This is a genomic window from Allobosea sp. RCC_152_1 (assembly GCF_041360765.1).
Lineage (GTDB): Bacteria > Pseudomonadota > Alphaproteobacteria > Rhizobiales > Beijerinckiaceae > Allobosea > Allobosea spartocytisi.
The window spans coordinates 915,061-938,422 of sequence record NZ_JBFUPU010000001.1; the positions used below are offsets into that span (position 1 = coordinate 915,061).

The 23,362-nt window shown below is 66.4% G+C and carries 21 protein-coding genes, 1 pseudogene and 1 riboswitch; of the genes and pseudogenes, 16 read left to right on the forward strand and 6 right to left on the reverse strand.

Annotation, left to right across the window (positions count from 1 at the left end; all coding sequences use genetic code 11):
- Positions 1 to 87: 87 nt before the first annotated feature.
- The gene (locus AB6806_RS04225) at positions 88 to 474 is read right to left on the reverse strand and encodes a DUF2147 domain-containing protein (RefSeq protein WP_133565586.1); all 387 of its coding nucleotides are present in this window, start codon (positions 472 to 474) and stop codon (positions 88 to 90) included.
- A 354-nt stretch (positions 475 to 828) separates the two neighbouring features.
- Here AB6806_RS04225 and AB6806_RS04230 point away from each other — a divergent pair, with 354 nt between their 5' ends.
- Positions 829 to 1,098, forward strand: a complete 270-nt coding sequence (locus AB6806_RS04230) for a hypothetical protein (RefSeq protein WP_038368102.1) — start codon at positions 829 to 831, stop codon at positions 1,096 to 1,098.
- A gap of 43 nt (positions 1,099 to 1,141) precedes the next feature.
- Here AB6806_RS04230 and AB6806_RS04235 read toward each other — a convergent pair whose 3' ends face one another.
- Positions 1,142 to 1,276 carry a hypothetical protein gene (locus tag AB6806_RS04235; RefSeq protein ID WP_260368324.1) on the reverse strand — a complete coding sequence of 45 codons (135 nt, stop codon included), beginning with the start codon at positions 1,274 to 1,276 and terminating at the stop codon, positions 1,142 to 1,144.
- 174 nt (positions 1,277 to 1,450) lie between these two features.
- Here AB6806_RS04235 and ndk point away from each other — a divergent pair, with 174 nt between their 5' ends.
- Positions 1,451 to 1,873, forward strand: a complete 423-nt coding sequence (ndk, locus tag AB6806_RS04240) for a nucleoside-diphosphate kinase (protein WP_038368099.1) — start codon at positions 1,451 to 1,453, stop codon at positions 1,871 to 1,873.
- Between the two features lie 116 nt (positions 1,874 to 1,989).
- On the opposite strand, the gene AB6806_RS04245 is transcribed toward ndk, so the two are convergent.
- Positions 1,990 to 2,832: a MipA/OmpV family protein gene (locus tag AB6806_RS04245; protein WP_051988489.1), complete on the reverse strand. Its 843-nt coding sequence runs from the start codon at positions 2,830 to 2,832 to the stop codon at positions 1,990 to 1,992.
- Between the two features lie 158 nt (positions 2,833 to 2,990).
- Between AB6806_RS04245 and AB6806_RS04250 the strand changes: the two genes are divergently transcribed.
- The 3 genes and pseudogenes from AB6806_RS04250 to AB6806_RS04260 all read left to right on the forward strand — a co-directional run.
- Positions 2,991 to 5,078 carry a molybdopterin-containing oxidoreductase family protein gene (locus AB6806_RS04250; RefSeq protein ID WP_370954158.1) on the forward strand — a complete coding sequence of 696 codons (2,088 nt, stop codon included), beginning with the start codon at positions 2,991 to 2,993 and terminating at the stop codon, positions 5,076 to 5,078.
- 101 nt (positions 5,079 to 5,179) lie between these two features.
- Complete coding sequence (locus AB6806_RS04255) at positions 5,180 to 5,542, forward strand: hypothetical protein (RefSeq protein ID WP_038368794.1); 363 nt, start codon at positions 5,180 to 5,182, stop codon at positions 5,540 to 5,542.
- Positions 5,543 to 5,854: 312 nt separating this feature from the next.
- Positions 5,855 to 6,523 (forward strand): annotated as a pseudogene (locus AB6806_RS04260) (helix-turn-helix transcriptional regulator); the annotation flags it as partial.
- Positions 6,524 to 6,609: 86 nt separating this feature from the next.
- On the opposite strand, the gene purN reads toward AB6806_RS04260, so the two are convergent.
- Together purN and purM are read right to left on the reverse strand one after the other, a co-directional pair.
- Positions 6,610 to 7,227, reverse strand: coding sequence for a phosphoribosylglycinamide formyltransferase (gene purN / locus AB6806_RS04265; protein ID WP_370954159.1), 618 nt, complete (start codon positions 7,225 to 7,227; stop codon positions 6,610 to 6,612).
- Between the two features lie 2 nt (positions 7,228 to 7,229).
- The gene (gene purM / locus AB6806_RS04270; protein ID WP_142020761.1) at positions 7,230 to 8,303 is read right to left on the reverse strand and encodes a phosphoribosylformylglycinamidine cyclo-ligase; all 1,074 of its coding nucleotides are present in this window, start codon (positions 8,301 to 8,303) and stop codon (positions 7,230 to 7,232) included.
- Positions 8,304 to 8,534: 231 nt separating this feature from the next.
- Between purM and AB6806_RS04275 the strand changes: the two genes are divergently transcribed.
- The 5 genes from AB6806_RS04275 (at position 8,535) to ppx (ending at position 14,877) form a co-directional block, all read left to right on the forward strand.
- Positions 8,535 to 9,110: a CDP-alcohol phosphatidyltransferase family protein gene (locus AB6806_RS04275; RefSeq protein WP_142020762.1), complete on the forward strand. Its 576-nt coding sequence runs from the start codon at positions 8,535 to 8,537 to the stop codon at positions 9,108 to 9,110.
- Between the two features lie 41 nt (positions 9,111 to 9,151).
- Positions 9,152 to 10,258: an AI-2E family transporter gene (locus AB6806_RS04280; protein ID WP_038368091.1), complete on the forward strand. Its 1,107-nt coding sequence runs from the start codon at positions 9,152 to 9,154 to the stop codon at positions 10,256 to 10,258.
- Between the two features lie 7 nt (positions 10,259 to 10,265).
- Positions 10,266 to 10,964, forward strand: coding sequence for an HdaA/DnaA family protein (locus AB6806_RS04285; protein WP_142020764.1), 699 nt, complete (start codon positions 10,266 to 10,268; stop codon positions 10,962 to 10,964).
- Positions 10,965 to 11,186: 222 nt separating this feature from the next.
- Positions 11,187 to 13,367 (forward strand): RNA degradosome polyphosphate kinase, encoded by a 2,181-nt coding sequence (locus AB6806_RS04290; RefSeq protein ID WP_370954308.1) that lies wholly within the window; start codon positions 11,187 to 11,189, stop codon positions 13,365 to 13,367.
- A gap of 1 nt (position 13,368) precedes the next feature.
- Entirely contained in the window at positions 13,369 to 14,877 is a 1,509-nt protein-coding gene (ppx, locus tag AB6806_RS04295; RefSeq protein ID WP_370954160.1) for an exopolyphosphatase, read from the forward strand.
- A 131-nt stretch (positions 14,878 to 15,008) separates the two neighbouring features.
- On the opposite strand, the gene metC is transcribed toward ppx, so the two are convergent.
- Positions 15,009 to 16,199: a cystathionine beta-lyase gene (gene metC, locus AB6806_RS04300; protein WP_112762345.1), complete on the reverse strand. Its 1,191-nt coding sequence runs from the start codon at positions 16,197 to 16,199 to the stop codon at positions 15,009 to 15,011.
- Positions 16,200 to 16,465: 266 nt separating this feature from the next.
- On the opposite strand from metC, the gene AB6806_RS04305 reads away from it, so the two are divergent.
- The 6 genes from AB6806_RS04305 (at position 16,466) to crcB (ending at position 23,340) form a co-directional block, all read left to right on the forward strand.
- On the forward strand, positions 16,466 to 17,488 hold the full coding sequence (locus AB6806_RS04305; protein ID WP_038368079.1) for an amino acid ABC transporter substrate-binding protein: 1,023 nt from the start codon (positions 16,466 to 16,468) through the stop codon (positions 17,486 to 17,488).
- 130 nt (positions 17,489 to 17,618) lie between these two features.
- Complete coding sequence (locus tag AB6806_RS04310) at positions 17,619 to 18,647, forward strand: amino acid ABC transporter substrate-binding protein (RefSeq protein ID WP_038368788.1); 1,029 nt, start codon at positions 17,619 to 17,621, stop codon at positions 18,645 to 18,647.
- A 404-nt stretch (positions 18,648 to 19,051) separates the two neighbouring features.
- Positions 19,052 to 20,245 carry an amino acid ABC transporter permease gene (locus tag AB6806_RS04315; protein ID WP_248311273.1) on the forward strand — a complete coding sequence of 398 codons (1,194 nt, stop codon included), beginning with the start codon at positions 19,052 to 19,054 and terminating at the stop codon, positions 20,243 to 20,245.
- Positions 20,246 to 20,255: 10 nt separating this feature from the next.
- Positions 20,256 to 21,632: an amino acid ABC transporter permease gene (locus AB6806_RS04320; protein ID WP_038368076.1), complete on the forward strand. Its 1,377-nt coding sequence runs from the start codon at positions 20,256 to 20,258 to the stop codon at positions 21,630 to 21,632.
- 20 nt (positions 21,633 to 21,652) lie between these two features.
- Complete coding sequence (locus AB6806_RS04325) at positions 21,653 to 22,447, forward strand: amino acid ABC transporter ATP-binding protein (protein WP_370954309.1); 795 nt, start codon at positions 21,653 to 21,655, stop codon at positions 22,445 to 22,447.
- Positions 22,448 to 22,769: 322 nt separating this feature from the next.
- A riboswitch (Fluoride riboswitch) is annotated at positions 22,770 to 22,832 on the forward strand.
- A 79-nt stretch (positions 22,833 to 22,911) separates the two neighbouring features.
- Positions 22,912 to 23,340: a fluoride efflux transporter CrcB gene (gene crcB / locus AB6806_RS04330; protein ID WP_038368783.1), complete on the forward strand. Its 429-nt coding sequence runs from the start codon at positions 22,912 to 22,914 to the stop codon at positions 23,338 to 23,340.
- Positions 23,341 to 23,362 lie beyond the last annotated feature (22 nt).

Sequence of the window (23,362 nt, forward strand, 5' to 3'; positions counted from 1 at the left end):
CTGACGGATGAGGGCCGTCAGCGCCACCCTTTCCTCATCCGTTTGCTTCGCAGACACGTTCTCCCCGAGGGGAGAAGGAAAACCGGCTCAATTGGTCCGCGACCACTTCACCGTGCGGCAGATCAAGCCGCCCATGACACAGCCTGCCGTGGTCAGCGCATTGCCCGAGAGCGTCATCGTGCCCGAATAGGTCTTGCCGTCCTCCGGGTTGAAGGCGCTGCCGTTCCACTTGTTCGCGCCGTTCGGCTTCATGTCGAAGAAGATGCGCTGGCCGAGTTTCGCCGGACCGTTCGGATCCTTAAGCCATGAGATCGTGCCGCAGAGCGCATCGCCGCATTTGCTGAAGCGCACGCGCGAGGCGCCGGTGTCGCGTTCCCAGACGCCGACCACCTCCTGCGCCGAGGCGCGCGTGGCCGCGCCGGCCAGAGTGAACGCCGCCAGGCCTGCCAGGCCGAAAGCCGCCAGTGTCCTCATCGTTTCCTCCTGATCGGCCCGTCGGCCGTTATGGTTTACATGTGAACCATAGCGCCGTTTTGCGTCGGCTCCAAGATGCCGCAGCGACAGTTCTTGCCGGCGGTTCCGTGAGGCAAGGTGAATCCATCATCAACGCCGGCATTCCGCCGCTCTGGTCAGGGCATTGAGCGGAAACGCTTTTCCGGCATTCCTTCGTAAACGCCCCGTTGCTTTAACCTGGCGATGACGTCTCGTTGAGACTCGATTCATCGCAAAATTTAGCCCGCGCTTTAACGGTTGCGGCCACTCTCGCACTCATCGGTCGGGGCCTTGGACGGGTGGCTGGCCGCAACGACAGACAGGGTGGGTTCAATCATGGCACGCATGGAGATGAGCGCGATCCCCGCTTCACTGGTGGCACCGGTGGAAGTATCGGCCGAGGCCTATTGCGAGCTCGGGCTGATGCATGCTTCGGGGCGGGCAGGAGCCGTCGATCTGGTCAAGGCTCAGACCTGGTTCAACATTGCCTTCGCACGCGGCAGCGCCCGGGCGGCGGCGCATCGGCAGGAGCTGGCACTGGAAATGAGCCGCGACGAGATCGCGGAAGCGCTGCGCGAGGCCCGCACTTTCCTGACGCGGCACTGAGCGCCACGTTCGGCTACTCGGAGACGACGCGGTCTCGCGTCGTTCAGAAGGCCGCGATGCCGCCCGAGGGCGGGGGCAGGTTGCCCCTGCGGTCCTTGCTGATGGAGTCAGGCGTCACGAGCAGCACCTGGCAGAGCAGGGAAACGAAGCCCGCGAAGACGATCGCAACGACAACCATGGATTGGCTCCCTGTTGTTCACGCGCCATCCTAGCACGAAACAGCTCAGTCGGCTCATGGATTCCGGTGCGGTAGCCCGGTGTGCGCCCCTTTTGGGGCAAGCCTTGTAGGGTGCGAAGGCGGCAGCTATAAGCGCGCCGCATTCCCTTATTCGACCCTTCCAAGGATCATTCGATGGCTGTCCAGCGTACCTTCTCCATTCTCAAGCCCGACGCGACGAAGCGCAACCTCACCGGCGCGGTCAACGCGGTCATCGAGAAGGCTGGCCTGCGGATCGTCGCGCAGAAGCGCATCCAGATGACCAAGGCCCAGGCCGAGACCTTCTACGCGGTCCATTCGGCGCGTCCCTTCTTCGGCGAGCTCGTCGAGTTCATGACCTCCGGCCCGGTCGTCGTGCAGGTTCTGGAAGGCGAGGACGCCATCGCCAAGTACCGTGACGTGATGGGCGCCACCAACCCGGCCAACGCCGCCGAGGGCACCATCCGCAAGCTCTTCGCCCAGTCGGTCGGCGAGAACACCGTGCACGGCTCGGACGCTGCCGAGACGGCGGCCGTCGAGATCGCCCAGTTCTTCGCGGGCAACGAGATCGTCGGCTGATCGCAGCCGCAGTTCAGGCTGAAAAGCAAAAAGGGCGGACCGGTTTGCCGGTCCGCCCTTTTCTTTTGGGGCGCAAGCCTGACCGGGCGCTTGCCCGGCCATGGCCCTGCCGTTCCTCAGAAACCGAGCGAGTAGTTCGATCCGGTGTCGAAGGAATAGCTCGCCGAGATGCCGACGGTGATCGAGTTGCGCGAACCGAAGGGCCGGACGATCGGCGAGCGGGCGGCGTCGCCGGTCAGGCGCTTGTACTCGACATAGGTCGTGGTCTGGAGTCGGTCGGACCAGTGATAGGTCGCCTGCGCCAGTGCGCCATACGAATGCACGCCGGCATTGAAGCGCTGCAGCAGCCCGCCGGTGCCGGGCAGGGCGCCGCTGGTGCCGAAATAGGTGCGCACGTAATCGGCGCTGGCGATGCGCATGCGCGGGCCGATGCCGAAGGTCCAGGGGCCGAGATTGGTGAAGGCGTCGAGCTTGAGGTCGGCGACGACGCCGTCATGGGCGACGATGCCGCGGCGGACGTCGACGCGGGCGCGCAGCCAGGATGTCGGATAGAATTCGGCGAAGGCGCCGGCCTCGCCACCGAATTTCGTGGGGGGCACCGCGACCAGCGCCGGGTTGACCTTGGCGTTGCGCTTCCAGAGCAGATCGCCCGAGAAGCCGATGCGCCAGCCCTGGCCGGAGAACACGCCGATGCTGAGCATGGCGTCGTCCTCGGCCGCCCACCAGGTGCTCTTCAGCCCCCGGCCGAGCGAGATGATCGGGCGCGCCCGGAAGAGATAGTCGTCGGAGCCGGTATAGTCCGGCTGGTAGCGCAGGCCCGCCCCGACCGTCAGATACCAGTTCTGGGCCGACTGGGGCGAGGTGAGCTGGGTGTAGTCGCTCGACTGGGCCTGTGCGGCTCCGGGCAAGGACAGGGCAAGGCCGAGCACGAGGCCCGCCAGATACGCAACGCAACGCATAGTCGAGAACTCCGGCGCCGTGGCACCTCTCGCAAGGGATCTTGCTGCAATGTCGATCAGGAGGATTAAGACGCGGTTAGCGTTGACGGCTTCTTACGCATGCGGCCTGTCGCGAATTTCGGCTCCCGCGCCGCCACGCGATGGATTAGAACCACTCCATGAACCAGATGCCCCGCGTCGAGATCCGTCCCTCGGTCTGCCCGCATGACTGCCCTTCCGCCTGCTCGCTCGAGGTCGAGGTTCTCGACGGGCGCAGCATCGGCCGCGTGCGCGGCTCCAAGCGCCAGAGCTATACCGACGGCGTGATCTGCGCCAAGGTCGCCCGCTACGCCGAGCGCATCCACCATCCCGACCGGCTGCTGCACCCGCTGAAGCGCGTCGGCCCGAAGGGGGCAGGGCAGTTCGAGCGCATCTCCTGGGACAAGGCGCTCGACGAGATCGCGCGCGGTTTCCTCGCCATCGAGGCCGAGCATGGCCCCGAGGCGGTCTGGCCCTATTACTACGCCGGCACGATGGGGCTGGTGATGCGCGACGGCATCAACCGCCTGCGCCACGCCAAGCGCTATTCGGGCCAGTATTCGACCATCTGCACGACGACCGCCTGGACCGGTTTCATCGCCGGCACGGGCCGTCTCGCCGGCGTCGATCCGCGCGAGATGGCGAAGTCGGACTGCGTCGTGATCTGGGGCACCAACGCCGTGCACACCCAGGTCAACGTCATGAACCACGCCATCAAGGCGCGGAAGGAGCGCGGCGCCAAGATCGTCGCCATCGACATCTACCGCAACGCCACGCTGCAGCAGGCCGATCTCGCGCTCGTCCTGAAGCCCGGCACCGACGCGGCGCTCGCCTGCGCGGTGATGCATGTCCTCTTCCGCGACGGCCATGCCGACCGCGACTATCTCGCTGCCCATACCGACTGCCCCGACGAGCTGGAAGCCCATCTCGCCACGCGCACGCCGGAATGGGCGGCGGCGATCACCGGGCTGAGCGTCGCCGAGATCGAGGAATTCGCCACGCTGGTCGGCACCCGCAAGCGGAGCTTCTTCCGCCTCGGCTACGGCTTCGCGCGCCAGCGTAACGGCGCGGTCTCGATGCATGCGGCGCTGTCGGTGCCGGCGGTGACGGGAGCCTGGCAGTACGAGGGCGGCGGCGCCTTCCACAGCAACAGCGGCATCTACAAATGGCGCAAGAGCCTGATCGAGGGGCTCGACACCATGGAGCGCGGCGTGCGCCAGCTCGACCAGTCGCAGATCGGCCGCGTCCTGACCGGCGATGCGCCGGCCCTGCGCGATGGCGGCCCCGTCAAGGCGCTCTTCATCCAGAACACCAACCCGGTCTCGGTCGCGCCCGAGCAGGAGCTGGTCAAGCAGGGCTTTGCCCGCGAGGACCTGTTCACCGTCGTCCACGAGCAGTTCATGACCGAGACGGCGGCCATGGCCGACATCGTCCTGCCGGCGACGCAGTTCATGGAGCATGACGATCTCTACCAAGGCGGCGGCCACCAGCACATCATGTGGGGCGGCAAGCTGATCGAGCCGCCGGGCGAGTGCCGCTCGAACCATGAGGTCGTCTCGGCGCTGGCGCAGCGGCTGGGCGCCGAGCATCGCGGCTTCGCCATGACCCCGCGCGAAATCGTCGACTGGACGCTGCGCGAGAGCGGGCGCGGTACGCTGGACGAGCTGATCGCGAATGATTTCCTCGACGTACAGCCGGATTTCGAGACGGCGCATTACCTGAAGGGATTCGGCCATCGCGACGGCAAGTTCCACTTCAAGCCGGACTGGCCGAAGGTGCCGAACGCCAATGACGGCCTCGTTGGTCCTTATGACCGGCTGCCGGCGCTACCCGATCAGTGGGACGTCATCGAGCTCGCCGATGACGAGCATCCTTTCCGCCTCGCCACCAGCCCGGCGCGCAGCTTCCTTAATTCGACCTTCAATGAGACGCCAGGCTCGCTGAAGAAGGAGGGGCAGCCGACGCTGATGCTGCATCCGGACGATGCGGCCGGGCTCGGCATCGCGGCCGGCGACGAAGTCGTCGTCGGCAACCGGCGCGGCACGGTCCATCTGACCGCGGCGATCTTCGCAGGGCTGGTACGCGGCGTGGTCATCGCCGAGTCGATCTGGCCCAATGCGGCCCATCAGCACGGTCGCGGCATCAACACCCTGACCGGCGCCGATTCGCCGGCGCCTTTCGGCGGTGCCGCCTTCCATGACAACAAGGTGTGGATCCGGAAGGCCTGACAAGCTTCGGAGCCTCTTGACCTTTCATGCATCTGTGTCATGCGGAGGCGTGGCGGCGCCGGGATCCATGCGACCGCTTCTTCTCGAAGGACGGGCAAGTCATGATGATGCGGCGGTTGGGTGCGGTCGTTCTGGCCGGTGGATTCTCGATGCTGTTGGGCGCCTCGGCCTATGCCGCGAGCAGCTCCACGGCGCTGCCTCCGCCGGACCCGACCGCGAAGAATCTGACGCCCTACATGATTCAGCTCCGTGCCTTCGACGCCTGCCTGATCACCCAGTCGCGCCTGCTCAACACGACGCGCGAGGCGGTGCACACGCCCTGCAGCTGCTACGCCAAGGGCACCGTCAATGCCATGAGCAAGGACGAGATCCAGGCCTTCCGCGACACCGGCTATTTCAACGACACGGCCCGCGAAAAGGGCCTCCGCTTCATCGACCAGTGCAAGCTGAAGCGGCCGATCTGAGCCGAGTGGCGTTTTTGGTCGGTGCGGCAATGCCGTTTCTCGGATAGCGCGGGGAACCCTCTCCCGGAGGGAGAGGGCAGGGTGAGGGGAAGGCCGCTGGACGTTGTGGCCGTGACCTGACGGCTGCTGCTGCGAGGTTTGTGCCTTACTGGTCAAACGACCTACACCTCACCCCTACCCCTCTCCTTTCAGGAGAGGGGATCCCGCGCCTTCGATACCTCCCGCCTTGCTGCTGACACGCTCCTGACAGAAGTTGTCACCCCGGCTGGGCCATGATGCCGCAGCTACGAGGCCGGGTAGGGAGATAATGCCGTGCAGCGCGCCGAACGATTGCTCGACATGATCCAGAGCCTGCGTCGCCGCAGGCGCCCCGTCACCGCCGAGACTCTGGCTTCCGAGCTCGATGTCTCCGTGCGGACGGTCTATCGCGACATCGGCGCCTTGGTGCGCCAGGGCGTGCCTGTGCGCGGCGAGGCCGGCATCGGCTATGTGCTCGACGCCGGTTTCGACCTGCCGCCGCTGATGCTCTCGCCCGACGAGATCGAGGCCGTGCTCGTCGGCATGCGCTGGCTGAGCGAGCGGGCGGACCCGGTGCTCGCGCGAGCGGCCGAGGATGTCGTCAGCAAGGTTGCGGCCGTGCTGCCGGCCCATCTGAAGCCGATCCTGCTCGACGGCGCCTTGTTCGCGGCCTCCCATCCGGGCGAGCTGCCGGTCGATCAGGTCGATGTCGCGGCTGTGCGCGCCGCGATCCGCAACGGCCGCAAGCTCTCGATCGAATACAGCGACGAAAGCGGCCATGCGACGCAGCGCATGATCTGGCCGATCGGCATGACCTTCTACGAGCGCGTCCGCATCGTCATCGCCTGGTGCGAGCTTCGGCAGGCCTTTCGCCATTTCCGCACCGACCGTATGACCGGCCTCGTCGCGCTGGAGGAGCGTTACCCCGCCCGCCGCGCCGATCTCTTCCGCCGCTGGCAGAAGGAGGAGGAGAAGACGCGCGAGGAATGGGAGCGCTGCAAGCGCGAGGGCGGCGGGATGCCGGCGAACGCCGAGGGCGCAGCCGCCTCTCAGCCGCGGATGACGACCCCGCCTTCGAGTCTGGCCCGGCCCGAAGCGACCTCGGCCAGCGCCGCCGGATAGAGCTTGTGCTCCTCGGCAAGGACGCGCTGCGCCAGCTTGTCCTCGTCGTCGCCGGGCAGGACCGGTACCTTCGCCTGCAAGATGACCGGGCCGGCATCGAGCTCCGGCACGACGAAATGAACCGAGCAGCCATGCTCGGCGACGCCGGCTTCCAGAGCCTGTCGGTGCGTATGCGTGCCCTTGAACAGCGGCAGCAGCGAGGGGTGGATGTTGATCATCCGGCCTTCCCAGCGCGTCACGAACCAGGGCGTCAGGATGCGCATGAAGCCGGCGAGCACGACCAGATCGATCTGGTTGACGCGCAGCACCTCGTCCATCGCGCGCTCGAAGGCCTCGCGGTCCTTGCCGAAGGCGCGGTGATCGACGGTCGCGGTCGCGATGCCGAAGCCACGCGCCCGGTCGAGCCCCGCGACGTCGGGAATGTTCGAGAGCACGAGCGCGATCTGCGCCGGATAGTCCGGCGCCTGCGCGGCTTCCGCCAGCGAAACCATGTTGGAACCGCGCCCGGAGATCAGCACTCCGACGAGTTTGCGGCGAGCCGCCATGCTCACAGCGCGAGCTTGCCGCGATAGCTGACCGGCTCCTCGCCTTCCGCGGCCGGCACGATCTCGCCGAGCCTGACCGGCGCCTCGCCGGCGGCCTTGAGCGCCGCAAGAACCTCGTCGGCCTTCGCCGCATCGGCCGCCACGATCATGCCAATGCCGCAGTTGAAGGTGCGCAGCATCTCGCGCTCGGCGACACCGCCGATCTTGGCGAGCCAGCCGAAGACGGGCGGCACCGGGATTGAGGCGAGGTCGAGTGCGACGCCGAGCCCTTCCGGCAGCACGCGCGGGATATTGTCGGGAAAGCCGCCGCCGGTGATATGGGCGAGCGCCTTGATGCCGTCGGTCGCCTTCAGCGCCTGCAGCAGCGGCTTCACATAGATCCGCGTCGGCTCCAGCAGCGCTTCGGCGAGGTTCTTCTCGGGGGCGAAGGGGGCAGGGGCCTCCCAGCCGAGGCCGCTGAGCTCGACGATGCGGCGCACCAGCGAATAGCCGTTCGAATGCACGCCGGAGGAGGGCAGGCCGAAGACCACGTCGCCCGGCTTCAGGTCCTCGCGGGGCAGAAGCGCACCGCGCTCGGCCGCGCCGACGGCGAAGCCGGCGAGGTCGTAATCCTTTTCGGCATACATGCCGGGCATCTCGGCGGTCTCGCCGCCGATCAGCGCGCAGCCGGCCTGGCGGCAGCCATCGGCGATGCCGCGCACGATCTCGACGCCGACCTTCGGGTCGAGCTTGCCGGTGGCGTAATAGTCGAGGAAGAGCAGGGGCTCGGCGCCCTGCACGATCAGGTCGTTGACGCACATCGCCACGAGATCGATGCCGATGGTCGAATGCAGCCCGCTTTCGATGGCGATCTTCACCTTGGTGCCGACGCCGTCATTGGCGGCGACCAAGATCGGGTCGTTGAAGCCGGCGGCCTTGAGATCGAACAACCCGCCGAAACCGCCGATCTCGGCGTCCGCGCCCGGCCGGCGCGTCGCGCGCACCAGCGGCTTGATCTCGTCGACCATGGCATTGCCGGCGTCGATATCGACACCTGCCTGCGCATAGGTCAGTCCGTTTGCGCCGGGCTTGCTCATTGCGGTCTCGCCTTTGTTCCTGTTCGCGGGAGCGATAGGCAAGCACGCCCCGGCTGGCAAGGCTTGGAACGGGCTTTATTGGCTTTATCATCGCCATCTTGCGTCATTCCGGGCGACCGAAAGAGAGACCCGGGATCCATGCCTGGGCCAACGCGGGATGACGGCGCGAGGAAACGGATGTCATGAGTGGCCGGGCTGGCATTGCGCGTGATGCTGAGCGAAGCTGCACCCATGACGATCCCGAATCTGATCACGCTCGGCCGGCTCTTCCTGGTGCCGCTCGTCATCGTGATGATCGTCAATGCGCGCTGGGACGCCGCTTTCGTCATTTTCGTCGTCGCCGGCGTATCCGATGCCGTCGACGGCTTCCTCGCCAAGCGCTGCGGCATGGCGAGCGAGCTCGGCGCCTATCTCGATCCCATCGCCGACAAGGCGCTGATCGTCTCGATCTACATCACGCTCGCGGTGGTCGGCGCGATTCCGTTCTGGCTCGTCGTCCTGGTCGTGGCGCGCGACATCATGATCGTGGCCGCGGTGCTGCTCTCCTGGCTGCTCGACCGGCCGGTCACGATCGCCCCCTTTATCGTCAGTAAGCTCAACACCGCCGCGCAGATCGCCTTTGCCGCGCTGGCGCTCGGCTCGCGCGCCTTCGGCATCGATCCCGGTCCCGCCGGCACGGTCGGCGAGCTGGTTGTCGCCTTGTTGACGCTGGCCTCGATGGCGGCCTATCTCGCCTTCTGGCTGCGGCACATGGCGGGATCGGCCGAGACCGCCCGCGCTGGCCGGGAACCGCCGGACCACGTATAGAGTTGCTCGTCTTCCCGCCGAAGACGCGAAGAGGCTGATGGATGACCTTACAGCGCCAGATCGGCTTTTGGCTGGGTTCCCTCTTCGTCTTCGTGCTGTTCCTGGTGCTGCTCAGGGACATCCTGCTGCCCTTCATCGCGGCGCTGGCGCTTGCCTATCTGCTCGATCCGCTGGCCGACCGGCTGGAGCGCCTCGGGATGAGCCGCCTTGCCGCGACCATCGTCATCCTCGTCGTCTTCATCCTGATCTTCGCGCTGGTGCTGATCCTGCTCGCGCCGCTGCTCGGCCAGCAGCTCGCCGGGCTGGTGGCGCGGCTGCCCGGGGATGCGGCGAAACTGCAGTCGCTCGTGCTCGAAAAGGGCGCGCCCTGGCTCGAGCGCTTCGGCGGCGGCGATCTTGCCAAGCAGGCGCAGAGTTCGCTGGGCGACCTCGTCGGCCAGGCGACGAAATGGGTTGGCGGCCTGCTGCAATCGCTCTGGAGCGGCGGCACCGCGATCGTCGGCGTCTTTTCGCTGCTGGTGCTGACGCCGGTCATCGCCTTCTATCTGCTGGTCGACTGGGATCGCATGGTCGCGACCGTCGATAGCTGGCTGCCGCGCGACCATCGCAAGACCATCCGCGGGCTGGTGCGCGAGATGGACACCGCCATCGCAGGCTTCCTGCGCGGGCAGGCGCTGGTCTGCCTGCTGCTGGGCGCATTTTACGCCATCGGGCTGAGCGTCGTCGGCGTCAATTTCGGCGCGTTGATCGGCATCATCTCGGGTTTCCTCTCCTTCATTCCCTATGTCGGCTCGCTGACCGGGCTCGTGCTCTCGGTCGGCGTCGCGACGGTGCAGTTCTGGCCGGACTGGACCTGGCCGCTGGCGACGCTCGGCGTCTTCCTGGTCGGGCAGTTCCTCGAGGGCAACATCTTCCAGCCGAAATTCGTCGGCGACTCGATCGGCGTCCATCCGGTCTGGCTGATGTTCGCGCTGCTCGCCTTCGGTTCGCTCTTCGGCTTCGTCGGCCTGCTGCTGGCGGTGCCGCTGGCGGCGGTGATCGGCGTGCTCTGCCGCTTCGCCCTCAGGCAGTATCTCGCCAGCAATCTCTATCGCGGCATTCATCCGAACCCGGCGAAGGCCGATGTGACGATCGAGATCGAGCGCTGAGCCGCCCATGTCAGACGCGCCTTCGCGCCCGCGCCAGCTCGCCTTCGACCTGCCGGTCGACAGCCGCCACGGCGTCGAGGATTTCCTCGTCGGCCCCTCGAACGAGGCGGCCTACGGGCTGGTCGAAAGCTGGCCGCGCTGGCCCGATGCCTGGCTGCGCCTGACGGGACCGGAAGGCGCGGGCAAGACCCATCTCGCCGCGATCTGGGCCCGCATGGCCCATGCCTGGACAATTCCCGCGCGTGATCTGGCTGACGAGAAGGTGCCGCATCTGGTCTCGGGCGGCGCGCTCGTGATCGAGGATTGCGATGCCGGCCCCTTCGACGAGCCGGCGCTGTTCCATCTGATGAACGCGATCAAGGCGCGCGGCGGCCATCTGCTGCTGACGGCGCGCACGCCGCCCGATCTCTGGGGCCTGCGCGTGCCGGACCTGCTCTCGCGCCTGCGGTTGGCACCGAGCGCCACCATCGAACCGCCGGATGACGGGCTGCTCTGCGCCGTGCTGGTCAAGCTCTTCATCGATCGCCAGCTCGTGGTCGATACGGCGGTCATCGATACGCTGGCGCTCAGGATGGAGCGCTCCTTCGCCGCCGCGCGGCAGGTCGTGGACCGGCTCGACCGGGTGGCGCTGGAGCGCGGCCGGCGCGTGACGCGCCCGCTGGTGCAGGAGGTGCTGGCCGAGCTGTTCCCGCAGGAGCCGGGCTGAGCGGCCTGCTGACGATCGCGGGGGCTGCCGGGCGCCCCGTGAAGCCTCATATCTATGGCCGGCGGCCGATGCCTGCTAACCTTTTCCGACAGCGATTCATGTCGCTTGTCATCGAACCGTCACGGTAGGATGGCTTCACAACGCCCCATGAGACGCACGAGCAGGACGACGACCAGGGTAAGGGTACGGACCAAGCGCATGACCACGGAGATCGCGGCCGACATGCCCGACATGCCGGATAGGGCGACGGGGGATTCGGACGCATTGCCGCTGCGCCGGCAGCCGGCGCGCTTCATGAATCGCGAGCTCTCGTGGCTGCAGTTCAACCGCCGGGTCATGGAGGAGGCGTCGAACCGCAGCCATCCGCTGCTGGAGCAGCTGCGCTTCCTCTCGATCTCGGCCAACAACCTCGACGAGTTCTTCATGGTCCGCGTCTCGGGCCTGCGCGAGCAGCTCAAGGCCGGCGTCGTCACCCCCAGCCAGGACGGGCTCACCCCGGCCGAGCAGCTCGTCGAGATCGGCAATGCGGTTTCGGCCCTGACCGACGACCAGCAGGCGCGCTGGGTCGAACTGCGCCATGAGCTGCACGAAAATCGCATCCATCTGCTCGGTCCGGCCGATATCGGTTCGCAGGACCGGATCTGGCTGGAGGATTATTTCCTCAATTACGTCTTCCCGGTGCTGACGCCGCTGGCGATCGACCCGGCCCATCCCTTCCCCTTCATCCCGAATCTCGGTTTCACCGTCGCGCTCGCGCTGGAGCGCCTCAGCGACGGGCGCCAGCTCGACGCGCTGATCCGCGTGCCGATCAAGATCGACCGCTTCATCGAGCTGCCCGATCTCGCCCGCGAAGGTTTGCACCGCTTCATCACCCTCGAGGATGCGGTCTCGCTCTTCATCGCCAAGCTTTTCCCCGGCTACGAGGTCAAGGGCACCGGCTCCTTCCGCGTCATCCGCGACTCCGACCTCGATATCGAGGAGGAGGCGGAGGACCTCGTCCGCGTCTTCGAGACCATGCTGAAGCAGCGGCGCCTCGGCGTCGTCATCCGGCTCGAACTCTCGACCGGCATGCCCGACCATCTGCGCCGGATGATCGTGCGCGAGCTCAAGGTCGACAGCGACGAGGTCGTCGAGGTCAACGGCATGATCGGCCTGAACGAGCTTGCCCAGCTCGTCAGCGTCGACCGGCCGGACCTCAAGTTCAGGCCCTACAACGCCCGTTTTCCCGAGCGCATCCGCGAGCATGGCGGCGACTGCTTCGCCGCGATCCGGCAGAAGGACCTGCTGGTCCATCACCCCTATGAGAGCTTCGACGTCGTGGTGCAGTTCCTGCAGCAGGCGGCGCGCGACCCCAATGTCGTCGCGATCAAGCAGACGCTCTACCGCACCTCCTCGAACTCGCCGATCGTCAAGGCGCTGACCGAGGCCGCCGAGGCCGGCAAGTCGGTGACCGCGCTGGTCGAGCTCAAGGCCCGCTTTGACGAGGAAGCGAACATCCGCTGGGCCAAGGAGATGGAGCGCGCCGGCGTCCAGGTCGTCTACGGCTTCATCGAGCTGAAGACCCATGCCAAGCTGTCACTGGTCGTGCGGCGCGAGGCCGGCCAGCTCGTCAGCTACTGCCATATCGCGACCGGCAACTACCATCCGATCACGGCGCGCATCTACACCGACGTGTCCTTCTTCACCGCCGATCCGGTGCTTTCGCAGGACGTCGCGCGCGTCTTCAACTTCATCACCGGCTATGCCGAGCCGGCCGGGCTGGAGCGCATGGCCGTCTCGCCGACGAACCTGAAGAAGCGCCTGCTCGGCGACATCGCCGAGGAGGTCGCGCATGTGAAGGCCGGCCGCAAGGGCGCGATCTGGGGCAAGTGCAACTCGCTGGTCGATCCCGAGATCATCGACGCGCTCTATGACGCCAGCCGGGCCGGCGTCGAGATCGACTTCGTCGTGCGCGGCATCTGCTGCCTGCGGCCAGGCCTGCCCGGTTTGTCGGAGAATATCCGGGTCAAGTCGATCATCGGCCGCTTCCTGGAGCACAACCGCATCTACGCCTTCGGCGCCGGCCATGGCTTGCCTTCGCCCAAGGCGAAGGTCTACATCTCCTCCGCCGACCTGATGCCGCGCAATCTCGACCGTCGCGTCGAGGCGCTGACGCCGATCCTGAACCCGACGGTGCACCAGCAATTGCTCGATCAGATCATGCTCGCCAACCTGCTCGACAATGAGCAGAGCTGGACGATCCTGCCCGATGGCGGCTCGCGCCGCATTGTCCCGGCGCCGAACGAAGAACCGTTCAATGCGCATAATTACTTCATGACAAATCCGAGTCTGTCCGGTCGTGGAAAATCGCTCTCCAGTTCCAGTCCCCGTGCCCTTTCCCGCAAGGGAGGCCGTAAGGCCTGAATTGCAGCACGCGCCCGGCCGTCTGGCGCTCGGCGACACCATCGCCATCGTCGATATCGGCTCGAACTCGGTTCGTCTCGTCGTCTACGAGATGCTCGTTCGGGCACCGTCGCAGGTCTTCAACGAGAAGGAGATGGCCGGGCTCGGCCGGCAGGTCGCCACGACCGGCCGCCTGGCCGAGGACGCCATCGAGAAGGCGATCGCCGCGCTGGTGCGCTTCCGCATCCTCTGCGAGGCGATGCATGTCGGCGAGCTCCGCGTCATCGCCACCGCCGCCGCGCGCTATGCCGAGAACGGCCCCGAATTCATCGCCCGGGCGGAGCAGGCGATCGGCCAGCCGATCGAGCTGATCTCGGGCGGGCGCGAAGCGGTGCTGTCCGGGCTCGGTGTCATTTCCGGCTTCGACGAGCCCGATGGGGTGGTTGGCGACCTCGGCGGCGGCAGCCTCGAGCTGATCTCCGTGAAGCGCGGCGAAGTCGGGAAGGGCGCCAGCGTGCCGCTCGGCGGCCTGGCGCTGCTCGACCGCTCGAAGGGCTCGCTGAAGGCGGCCGAGAAGATCGTCAAGGACGAGCTCGACAAGCTGCCCCAGCTCGCCGCCATGAAGGGGCGGGACTTCTACGCCGTCGGCGGCACCTGGCGTGCCCTCGCGACGCTGCATCAGCGCCGGGCCAATTATCCCCTCAACGTCATGCACGGCTACGCCATCCCGCCCCGGGATGCGGCCGATTTCGTCAGGTTGGTCGAGCGCGCCGACGCCTCGGTGCTCGATGCGATCGACGCCGTCTCCTCGGCGCGCCGCCCGCTGCTGGCCTATGGCGCACTGGTGCTGGACGAGCTGATCAAGCGCGGCAAGCCGCGCAACATCGTCATCTCCGCCCAGGGCGTGCGCGAGGGCCTGCTGCACGAGCAGCTCTCTGCCGAGGAGCGAGCGGCCGATCCGCTCCTGCAGGCGGCGCGCGACTACAATCTCCTGCGCGCCCGCGATCCACGCCACGCGGCCGAGCTGATCGACTGGACCAAGGCGATCATGGAGACGGCGGGTCTGCCGCAGGACGAACCCTCGGCGCGGCTGGTCGAGGCCGTCTGCCTGCTGTCGGATATCGGCTGGCGCGCCCATCCCGACTATCGCGGCGAGCAGAGCATGAACGTCATCGCCCATGCCTATTTCACCGGCATCGACCATGTCGGCCGCGCCTTCCTGGCGCTGACGATCTTCCTTCGCTATGCCGGGCTGAAGGCGTCCTCGCCTGCGGCCGATGGTCTCAGGACGCTGCTGCCGCCGGCTCTGTTCGAGCGGGCGGTCCTGATCGGCGCGATCTTCCGGGTCGGCTATCTGCTCTCGGCCGGCATGGCCGGCATCCTGCCGCGCATTCCGGCGCTCTGCGTCGACAGGCGCCTCGTGCTGCGCCTGCCCGACGATCTCGCGGCGCTGGCGAGCGAGCGCGTCGAGGGGCGGCTGAAGCAGCTCGCGAAGCTCCTGGCGCGGGACTACGAGATCGGGCGGGTCTGACGCCGGGGATCGAGGCTCGCGTCATTCTCGGGCGGAGCGAAGCGCCGACCCGAGAATCTCTTGCAGAACCGGGGTCGAAGCCCCGCTTCGCGTGATGCCCGGGTCAAGCCCGGGCATCACGGCTATTTCTCTCAGCTCGCAGCCTTCAGCCGGGCGAAGCCCGCTTCGAGATCGGCCTTGAGGTCTTCGAGGTTCTCCAACCCGATATGGATGCGCACCGTCGGCCCCTTGTAGTCGGGCGTCGTCGCCGTGCGGTAGGCGCGGCAGTCGAAGGGCAGGACGAGGCTCTCATAGCCGCCCCAGGAGGCGCCCATGCCGAACAGCGTGAGCCCGTCCAACATCGCGGCGACCGCCTTCATCGAGACCGGCGCGAACTCGAAGGCGAAGAGCGAGGAGGCGCCGGTGAAGTCGCGCTTCCAGAGGGCATGGCCAGGATCTTCCGGCAGCGCCGGATGCAGCACGCGGGCGATCTCCGGGCGCGCCTGCAGCCATTTCGCCATCTCGATTCCGGCCGGCATCTGCTCCTTGAGGCGGATCGCCATCGTCCGCATGCCGCGCAGCGTCAGGAAGGCGTCCTCCGGTGCGACGATGACGCCGAGCTCTTCCCAGGCCTTGCGCAGGGTCTTGTAGAGCTCGGGCGTGCGGGCCGAGATCGTGCCGATCAGCACGTCGGAATGGCCGGCATAGTATTTCGTGCCGGCCTGGACCGAGATGTCGACGCCGAAGGCGTGGCTGTCGAAATAGAGCGGCGTCGCCCAGGTGTTGTCCATCATCGTCAGGATGCCGCGCGCGGCGGCGGCCTTGGCGATGGCCGGGATGTCCTGCATCTCGAAGGTCTGGGAGCCGGGGGCCTCGGTCCAGACCGCCTTGGTGTTCGGCTGGAACAGCTTGGCGATGTCGGCCCCGACCAGCGGGTCGTAATAGCTGACCTCGACGCCCATCCGCTTCAGGAAGGAATCGCAGAAATTGCGCGTCGGCCGGTAAACGCTGTCCGTCACCAGCACATGGTCGCCGGCGGAGAGGAAGGCGAGGAAGGGCAGGGTGCAGGCGAGCAGCCCCGAGGGGGTCACCACGACGCCGGCGCCGCCCTCGATGGTGTTGGCCGCGGCCTCGAGCGCGTCGAGCGTCGGGTTGCCATGGGTGCCATAGGTGTAGCGCGCCTTCCGGGCGAGGAAGTCCTCGGTGTTCGGATAGATGACCGTGGAGCCTCGTACGATAGGAGGATTGACAAAGCCGTAGCTGTCGCTGGGGTCGCGGCCGGCGAGGGCGAGGCGGGTCCGTGTGCCGAGGCGGGCAAATTCAGAGGAGGGCAGCTTTTTCATGGAACCGATGCGGCTGGAGCGGAAGGCGAGGCGGCCGGGCTTGACCGTCTTGCCAAGTTCGCATGTGATGATTGTGGCGAACAAGTGGCGGCTGCGGCGGATGGCCGTTGCTTGACGCTCATGGGTCGCTCTGGCAATCGACTTGTTTAAGGGGACGCCGCCTCATTGCTGGGAACGACAGAGCGGTTTGGGAGCCGCCAGCGGCGAACCGGATTTTCGAGCGTGTCCGGATCCTCCGGTATGCTTGTTTCAACGGGAGAGTTACGATGAAAAAGCTTTTGGCAGCCGCCCTCTTTGCAGGAGCCGGGCTCGCGATTTCCGCAACGGGCGCCTCGGCCCAGGCCACACTCGCGCAGGTCAAGCAGCGCGGCATCCTGAACTGCGGCTCGAATCCCGGCCTCGCCGGCTTCGGCGTGCCGGACGCGCAGGGCAACTGGACCGGCCTCGACGTCGACGTCTGCCGCGCCGTGGCCGCTGCGATCTTCAACGATCCGGCCAAGGTCAAGTTCATCCCGCTTTCGGCCAAGGATCGCTTCACCGCGCTCCAGTCCGGCGAGGTCGATCTGCTCGTCCGCAACTCGACCTGGACGATGACCCGCGACGCGTCGCTCGGCATCGCCTTCACTGGCGTCAACTACTATGACGGCCAGGGCTTCATGGTTCGCAAGAAGCTCGGCGTGAACTCGGCGCTGCAGCTCAACGGCGCCTCGGTCTGCACGCAGCAGGGCACGACGACGGAACTCAACCTCGCCGACTACTTCCGCGCCAACAACCTGAAATACGAGGTCGTGGCCTTCGCGACCGCCGACGAGACCATCAAGGCCTATGATGCCGGCCGCTGCGACGCCTTCACCACGGACGCCTCGGGCCTCTATGCCGAGCGCCTGAAGCTCGCCGCCCCGGACGATCACATCGTTCTGCCGGAGATCATCTCCAAGGAGCCGCTCGGCCCCTCCGTCCGCAACAATGACCCGCAGTGGTTCAACCTGGTGAAGTGGGTTGGCTACGCGATGCTGAACGCCGAGGAGCTCGGCGTCACCAAGGCTAATGTCGACCAGCAGGTGAAGTCCGACAATCCGGAGATCAAGCGTCTGCTCGGCACCGAGGGCAAGTTCGGCGAGCAGATCGGCCTGACCACGGACTGGGTCGTCCGGATCGTCAAGCTGGTGGGTAACTACGGCGAGTCCTTCGAGAAGAACGTCGGCCAGGGCTCGCTGCTCAAGATCGCCCGCGGCCAGAACGCGCTCTGGACCAAGGGCGGCCTGCAATACGCTCCGCCGGTTCGCTGAGCGTGCCATCGGGAGGCGCCGGATCGTCCGGCGCCTCTTCGCGATATCGCCCGGCGCCATGATCTGGGCCATGGCCCGGGCGGACCGCGACGACATCGGCCGCTCATCGGCCGCAACGACCGGTTTTGCCATGGGAACAGCGAGGATAGCCCATATCTTTGCGCTGACTGCCGCCGCGGCGATCATCGCCCCGGAGGCCCTGGCGAAGGGCGATCTGCTGGCGCAGGTGAAGGCCCGCGGGACGATCCTCTGCGGCGTCGCGCCATCGCTGCCCGGCTTCTCCATGCCTGACAGCCGGGGCAACTGGACCGGGCTGGACGTCGATCTCTGCCGCGCGCTGGCCGCCGCGATCTTCGACGATCCGGCCAGGGTGAGCTTCGTGCCGCTCTCCTCGCAGGACCGTTTCACCGCCTTGCAGACGGGGGAGGTCGATCTCCTGTCGCGCAGCTCGACCTGGTCGATGACGCGCGACACGGCGCTGGGGCTGCGTTTCGCCGGGATCAATTTCTACGGCGGCGAGGGCTTCATGGTCCGCAAGGCGCTCGGCATCGCCTCCGCCACGCAGCTCGGCGGCGCCACGATCTGCGCCGAGCAGGGCACCACCACGGAGCTCAACGTCGCCGATTTCTTTCGCCGTCACGGCCTGCGCAGCGAGATCGTCACCTATCGCGGCAGCGACGAGACGGTCGATGCCTATGGGGCCGGCCGTTGCGACGCCTATGCCTATGATCGGGCCGGGCTCGCGATCCAGCGCAGCAGGCTCGCCGCGCCGCAGGATCATGTCATCCTGCCCGAGACGATTTCGAAGGAGCCGCTCGGGCCGGTGGTGAGGCAGGGTGACGAAGGCTGGTTCGGCTTGGTGAAGTGGACGCTGTTCGCCATGCTCGATGCGGAGGAGCTCGGCGTGGGCCAGAACAACGTGGAAGCGATGCGGGCCTCCGAGCGGCCGGATGTCCGCCGTCTTCTCGGCCTCGAAGGCGATTTCGGAGGAGCGCTCGGGCTCTCGCGCGACTGGGCCTACCGGATCGTTCGCCATGTCGGCAATTATGGGGAATCCTTCGAGCGCAACCTCGGCCGCGGCTCGCGGCTGGGGATCGAGCGGGGTCTGAACGCGCTCTGGACCGGAGGTGGGTTGCATTACGCGCCGCCGGTGCGCTGAAATCGGCCGGCGCAGGAGGCAGGGGCGCCGAACGGCCGGGAGCCTCGGGTTGCCGGATTGAAACAAGAAGACCGCCGGAAAGGTGGTCCGGGACTTGCTATGAACGCGGCGAGAGCGGGACCAACCCGCTCCGACAGGGGAATGACGATGAAGAGTTCGATCGAGAGGCTGCGAGCGCGGCCGGTTTCTTCGCAGCCGAGCCCGGCGGATGGGCCGGCGAGGCGGTACCCGCACGCCTTGGCGACAGGGCGTCACAGGCGCGGCGCATCCGCCATGGCAGGAAGCGCGATCGACGACGGACAGGAATGACCAGAGACAATCGGTCCGGACCCAACGGCCTTCGGTGGAGTCGCACCGCCGCAGGATCGCCGGCCTCAACAAGCGAAGAAAAAAGGGCGTAACAGGTGTCGAGCATCCCGACCGAAACGGTATCACCCGGCAAGGCGTCGTTATTCTACGATCCGAAGATCCGGGGCTATGTCTATCAGATCGTTCTGCTGCTGGTGGTCGGCTTCCTGATCTGGTCAGCCGCCTCGAACGTCATCGAGAACCTGCGGGCGCAGAAGATCGCCTCGGGCTTCGGCTTCTGGCACAACGCGGCCGGCTTCGACGTCAACCAGAAGCTCATCCCCTTCAGCGCTTCGGGCTCGACCTATGGCCAGGCGTTTTTCGTCGGCCTGCTGAACACGCTGCTCGTCGCCGCGCTCGGCATCGTGCTGGCGACGATCATCGGCTTCTCGGTCGGCGTCGCGCGGCTCTCCAGCAACTGGATCATCGCCAAGCTGGCGATGATCTATGTCGAGGTCATCCGCAACATCCCGCTGCTGCTCCAGCTCTTCTTCTGGTACAACGCGGTGCTGAAGCCCTTGCCGGACGCGCGCAATTCGATCTCGCTGCCCGGCGGCATCTATCTGAACAACCGCGGCATCATCTTCCCGAACCCGCAATTCGCACCGGCCTTCGAGTGGGTGGTGATCGCTTTCCTCATCGGCATCGCGGGCTCGATCGCGTTCTACATCTGGGCGCGCGGGCAGCAGGCCAAGACGGGGAAGCAGTATCCGAACGGCTGGGTGGCGTTCGGCCTGGTCATCGGCATGCCCCTGATCGTCTTCCTGCTGGCCGGCCAGCCGCTATCCTTCGAGTATCCGCAGCAGGGCCGCTTCAACCTGACGGGCGGCCTGCAGATCTTCCCCGAATTCGTCGCGCTCCTCGTCGGCCTGTCGACCTACACGGCGGGCTTCATCGCCGAGGTCGTGCGCGCCGGCATCCTCGCTGTCTCGAAAGGGCAGACGGAAGCCGCCAACGCGCTCGGCTTGAGGTCGGGGCCGACCCTGAAGCTCGTCGTCGTGCCGCAGGCGATGCGCGTCATCATCCCGCCGCTGACCTCGCAATACCTCAACCTCGTCAAGAATTCGTCGCTGGCGGTGGCGATCGGCTATCCCGATCTCACCCAGGTCTTCATGGGCACGGTGCTGAACCAGACCGGCCAGGCCGTCGAAATGGTCTCGATCACGATGGGGGTCTACCTCACGATCTCGCTTGTGACCTCGTTCGCGATGAACATCTACAATAAGCGCATGGCGCTGGTGGAACGGTGAGGGCGCAGCGATGACCGACGCAACTCTCGACAACGCACCCAACGCCTTCGTCCGCAGGGAAACGCTCGCGCAGCAGCCGGCGCCGCTCTCGGTGGCCGGCCCGGTGGCGTGGATCCGCTCGAACCTCTTCTCCAGCCCGCTGGGCACGGTCCTGACGCTGGTGAGCCTCTACATCGTCATCGTCGGGGTGGAGGACCTGGTGCGGTTCTACATCCTCGACGCCGTCTGGACCGGTGCGAACCGCGAAGCCTGTCTCGCCGACAAGATCGGCCGGCCGGTCGGCGCGTGCTGGCCCTATGTGGTCGATCGTTTCCAGTATTTCGTCTACGGCTCCTATCCGGTCTCGCAGCGCTGGCGGGTCAACATCGTCTTCGTGATGTTCGCGCTCGGCGTCGTCTGGCTCCTCTGGAACAAGGCGCCGCTGAAGAAGCTCGGCGCCTTCTTCTTCTTCATCATCCTGCCGCTCAGCGGCTTCATCCTGCTGCTCGGCGGCGCGACGGCCGAGGGGCTGCTGCGCAATCTGCTGCTGCTCAGTGCCGCGCTGGCGGTGCTCTACGCCGTGGTGTCCTTCGTGCCCTCGCTGGCGTTCTGGACTCCTGCGCCGCTGCTGGCGGCGGAGCGCGAGGCGTCGCCCTGGCAGCGCTTCTACCGGCCGAAGCGGCTGATCCTGATGGCGCTCGTCGTCTTCGGGCTGATCGCCGTCATCCAGCAGCAGCTCGGCCTGCCGCGGGTCGATACCGGCCTGTGGGGCGGCATGACGGTGACCTTCCTGATCTCGGCGGTCGGCATCGTCTTCTCGCTGCCGCTGGGTGTCGTCCTGGCGCTGGGACGCCGCTCGCGGCTGCCGATCATCCAGCTGCTCTCGGTGATCTTCATCGAGTTCGTGCGTGGCGTGCCGCTGATCACGGTGCTGTTCATGGCGAACACCATGCTGCCGCTCTTCGTGCCGCAGGAATATTCGCCGGACCGGCTGCTGCGGCCGCTGATCGGCGTCGCGGTCTTCGCCTCGGCCTATATGGCGGAGGTCATCCGTGGTGGTCTCCAGGCGATTCCGAAGGGGCAGTTCGAAGGAGCGATGTCGCTCGGCCTCGGCTACGGGCAGATGATGCGCCTCATCATCCTGCCGCAGGCGCTGCGCATCGTCATTCCCGGCATCGTCAACACCTTCATCGGCCTGTTCAAGGACACGACGCTGGTCGCGATCGTCGGCATCTTCGACTTCCTGAACACAATCCAGGCGACGCTGGTCGATCCGACCTGGGCGACGCCGACGACGCGGACGACGGGCTATGCTTTTGCCGCGATCTTCTATTTCCTGTGCTGCTGGGGCATGTCGCGATATTCGATTGCGGTCGAGAAGCGCCTGGCTGCCGGCCAAAGACGTTGAGAGGGACAAAAACCATGGCAATGGCCGAAACCAAGATCACCGACACCCGCCCGGCAGCGCTGAAGCCGACCTCGTTGAAGACCGCGACGGCGGTGGAGATGGTCGGCGTCAACAAGTGGTACGGGGAGTTCCACGTGCTGCGTGACATCAACCTCAAGGTCTCCCGCGGCGAGAAGCTGGTCATCTGCGGCCCGTCCGGTTCGGGCAAGTCGACGATGATTCGCTGCATCAACCGGCTGGAGGAGCACCAGAAGGGCCAGATCGTCGTCGACGGCACGGAGCTCACCAACGATCTCAAGAAGATCGACGAGATCCGCCGCGACGTCGGCATGGTCTTCCAGCACTTCAACCTGTTCCCGCATCTGACGATCCTGGAGAACCTGACGCTGGCGCCGATCTGGGTCCGCAAGATGCCCAAGAAGGACGCCGAGGAGATCGGCATGCACTATCTCAAGCGCGTCAAGATTCCCGAGCAGGCTCATAAATATCCGGGCCAGCTCTCGGGCGGCCAGCAGCAGCGCGTGGCGATCGCCCGTTCGCTCTGCATGAGCCCGAAGATCATGCTGTTCGACGAGCCGACCTCGGCGCTCGACCCCGAAATGGTCAAGGAGGTGCTCGACACCATGGTCTCGCTGGCGGAGGAGGGCATGACCATGCTCTGCGTCACGCACGAGATGGGCTTCGCCCGCCAGGTCGCCGACCGCGTCATCTTCATGGACGCCGGCCAGATCGTCGAGATGAACACCCCCAACGAGTTCTTCAAGAACCCGCAGCACGAGCGCACCAAGCTCTTCCTCAGCCAGATCCTGCACTGAGACGGTCGGGTTAGATCGAATTGCGAAAGCGCGCCGGGAAACCGGCGCGCTTTTCTTTTTCGTCGAGCATTGCGTCGTGGCGGAAGCGCGAGTCATCCCGGACGCAGCCCTCGGGTCCGATCTTCGATCGGCCCAAGGATAAACTCCGCGAAGATCCCGGACCCATGCCTGAACCTTGATCGGAAGCGCTCCGACATGGATCCCGGGTCAAGCCCGGGATGACGGCGGAGGTTCTGGGTAAAATCACCACGCTCCAATGCGGAAATCATGCGGCCGGCGCCCGCGAACGCCGTTGCGCCGGACCGCGCGGCATCCTATTCTCACCGGCGATGGGGATGGAGTTCCCCCGAAACCGCCCGTGAGGGCTGATGACTCCTACCGCACGAAACTGCGGTGGGAATCCGTCCGGAGCCCGCCGCAAGGCGGGTTTTTTCATGCCCGTCGACAAGGGAGCCGAAGCGAGCATGTCCTTCTCGACCGTCGTTTTCGTCATGATCGGAGGCGCGCTCGGTACGCTGGCGCGCTACCTCATCTCCGTGCTTGCGCTGCCGATCAGCGGGAGCCTGCCCTGGGGCACCATCCTCATCAATATCGCCGGCTCCTTCGTCATCGGCTTCTTCGGCACGCTGACGCTGGCGAGCGGCCGCTTCCCGGTGTCCGAGCCCGTGCGCCTGTTCGTGATGGTCGGCCTCTGCGGCGGCTTCACCACCTTCTCGTCCTTCAGCCTGCAGACGCTCGACCTGTTGCGCAGCGGCGAGACGGTGCGGGCGGCGATCAACGTCGTCGCCTCCGTCGTGCTCTGCGTGACGGCCGTCGCGGTCGGCCACGCCGCCGCCACCCGGTTCAACGGTGATCCGCGCATCGCGCAGATGGTCATGGAGGAGGAGGCCTGAAGCCTCCTCCCTGGGCAAGCCT